This window comes from Oleiphilus sp. HI0117 (assembly GCF_001635235.1).
Map to the genome: position 1 here is coordinate 1 of NZ_LWGA01000941.1, position 2,921 is coordinate 2,921.

At 46.9% G+C, this 2,921-nt stretch carries 3 protein-coding genes; all 3 read left to right on the plus strand.

The window, feature by feature from the left end; all coding sequences use genetic code 11:
- Positions 1 to 843 (plus strand): 3-hydroxyacyl-CoA dehydrogenase NAD-binding domain-containing protein (locus tag A3757_RS16845; RefSeq protein ID WP_231878303.1); only part of this gene is annotated, 843 nt, incomplete at its 5' end.
- 75 nt (positions 844 to 918) lie between these two features.
- Positions 919 to 2,064: an acyl-CoA dehydrogenase family protein gene (locus tag A3757_RS16850; protein ID WP_068553075.1), complete on the plus strand. Its 1,146-nt coding sequence runs from the start codon at positions 919 to 921 to the stop codon at positions 2,062 to 2,064.
- An 18-nt stretch (positions 2,065 to 2,082) separates the two neighbouring features.
- Positions 2,083 to 2,921: CaiB/BaiF CoA-transferase family protein (locus tag A3757_RS16855; protein WP_068739970.1), on the plus strand; the 839-nt coding region annotated here is incomplete at its 3' end.

A 2,921-nucleotide genomic window follows, 5' to 3' on the forward strand; every position in this document is an offset into this window, starting at 1 on the left:
ATTACTGGTCTTGCGGAAGCCTCTAAGCGACCAGAGAACTTTATTGGCCTTCATTTCTTTTCGCCAGTCGACAAAATGCCGCTGGTAGAAATCATCTGTGGTGACAAGACCTCAGATGAAACACTGGCCAAAGCTTATGACTACGTTTTGCAAATTGGTAAAACGCCAATCGTAGTTAATGACAGCCGTGGATTCTTCACTTCCCGTGTTTTCGGCACTTTTGCAAACGAAGGGATCGCCATGTTGGGTGAAGGGATACCGGCCGCAGCGATCGAAAATGCAGCCTTCCTGGCAGGTTTTCCGGTAGGACCGTTGGCAGTGACCGATGAAGTTAGCATGACCTTGATGGAAAAGATTCGTAAGCAAACGATTAAGGATCTTGAAACGGAAGGCAAACCTTATCTGGCGCACCCAGCCGATGAAGTTGTAAATAAGATGCTTGCGCTAGAACGTGCAGGAAAACTTGCGGGTGGTGGTTATTACGATTATCCGGCTCAAGGTAAAAAACACTTATGGTCAGGTCTAAAGGATAAGTTCGAACAACCCGACCGTGAAGTTAGTGTTGATGAGATCAAAGATCGCCTGCTTTACATTCAAGCGATTGAGACTGTCCGCTGCGTCGAAGAAAAAGTACTGACCAGCGTTCGAGACGCTAATATCGGCTCCATCATGGGAATTGGTTATCCGGTCTGGACGGGCGGCATCTTGCAGTTTATCAACCAAACAGGCTTAGAGTCTTTTATTGAAAGGGCCGAAGCCTTGCATCAGCAATGCGGTGAGCGATACGAAGTCCCTCAACTGCTTAAAGATATGGCCCGAGACAATTTGACGTTCAAAGACTAGCTAAATCTATATCAACCAGTTTGTGAGGTTTTGGGCCTCACAAGCTTTGAATAATTCTAAGAAAGGTAGAAAAAGATGATTAAACGAACAGTATTTGAATCTGAACAAGAAATGTTTCGCGATGCGTTTAAGAAGTTCCTTGAAGCTGAAGCTGTGCCTCACCACGAGCAATGGGAGAAAGACGGTCAGGTATCTCGTGAACTATGGAAGAAGGCTGGTGAACACGGCTTTTTAAGCCCAACTGTCCCAGAAGCATACGGCGGTGTTGAAGGTGACTTTCGTTTCAATGCGGTGATCGATGAAGAAGTTGCTAATTACGGCTTAAGTGGTATCGGCTTTGGCTTGCACTCAGACATCGCGGTGCCTTACATCATGGCTTACGGTTCCGAAGAGCAAAAGCAAAAGTACCTGCCGGGTTGTGTTGATGGTTCAATTGTGACCGCGATTGCCATGACAGAGCCTGGCACCGGTTCTGACTTACAAGGTGTGAAAACCAATGCTGTGTTAGACGAGTCAGGCGAGTTCTATACACTCAATGGTTCTAAGACCTTTATCACTAATGGACAGTTAGCAGATTTAATTATCGTGGTGGCTAAAACTAACCCTGAAGCTGGCGCAAAAGGTACGAGCCTTCTGTTAGTTGAGGCAAACTCACCCGGCTTTGAAAAAGGCACCAATCTTCATAAGATCGGTATGAAGGCACAGGATACGTCAGAGCTATTCTTCCAGGATGTAAAAGTCCCAAAAGAAAACGTGCTAGGTGCTGAAGGCATGGGCTTTATCTACCTTATGCAGGAGCTACCACAAGAGCGGCTATCGGTAGGCTTAAACGCGATCGCTAGTGCAGAGTCGATTCTTGAGCAAACAGTCGCATACGTTAAAGAGCGTAAAGCCTTCGGCCGTGAAATAGCATCGTTCCAGAACACCCAGTTTAAGCTTGCCGAAATGTCAGCAACCTTGACGATGGCGCGTGTATTTGTCGATAAATGCTTAGAGCTGCATATTAATAAGCAACTAGATGTGGTGACCGCAGCGAAGCTTAAATTATTGACTACCGAGATCCAGTGCGATGTGATTGACGAGTGTTTACAGCTACATGGTGGTTACGGCTACATGTGGGAGTATCCGGTTGCGCGCGCTTACGCAGATGCGCGTGTTCAGAAGATCTATGCTGGTACAAATGAAATCATGAAGTTGATTATCGGCCGCTCGATGGTCTAAAGGAAGTAGGGGTAAGTAATGTCACAACCACTCAAGGGAATTAAGATTCTCGACTTTACCACCTTATTACCGGGCCCTTATGCAACGCAATTGTTGGCAGATATGGGCGCAGAGGTTGTAAGAGTAGAGTCACCTACGCGACCCGATCTACTAAAGCTCTTGCCGCCAATGGTAGGTAAGGTTTCTGCCTCGCACGCCAGCGTTAATCGCAATAAGAAAACGATTGCTGTTGATTTAAAGCATGAGAGTGCAAAAGAGATCGTTCATAAGTTGGTGAGTGAGTTTGATATTGTGATTGAGCAATTCAGACCAGGTGTTATGGCGCGTCTAGGTCTGGATTATGAGGCCTTGGTAAAGTTTCAGTCTAAATTAATCTATTGCTCGATCACAGGCTATGGTCAAACAGGGCCCTTAAAAGATCGGGCAGGGCATGATATTAACTATTTGGCTTTGTCGGGCTTAGCCAGTTTCTCTGGCAGAAAAGAAACCGGTCCCACTTTATCTGCAACACAGGTTGCCGATATTGCAGGTGGTTCACATCATGCCGTAATGGCGATTCTTGCCGCAGTGATTGAACGTGCTTCTACTGGAAAAGGCCAGCACCTGGATATCAGTATGAGTGATGCGGCCTTGGCGCTGAACACGATGTTCGGCGCCAACGCGCTAGTCAGTGGCAAGGACCCAGCGTGTGGCGAAGAGATGCTCAACGGTGGTTTATTCTACGACTACTACCAGACGGCAGATGGCAAGTATATTTCGGTCGGTAGCCTGGAACCAAACTTCGCGATGGTTTTGCTATCTACCCTAGGTTTGACAGCTTACCAGAATAAGATTGCCGACCAACGAGCCGAAACCCA

Excerpts from the sequence above, each read along its gene's own strand:
- A3757_RS16850 (WP_068553075.1), top strand. The coding sequence starts at position 919 with ATGATTAAACGAACAGTATTTGAATCTGAACAAGAAATGTTTCGCGAT.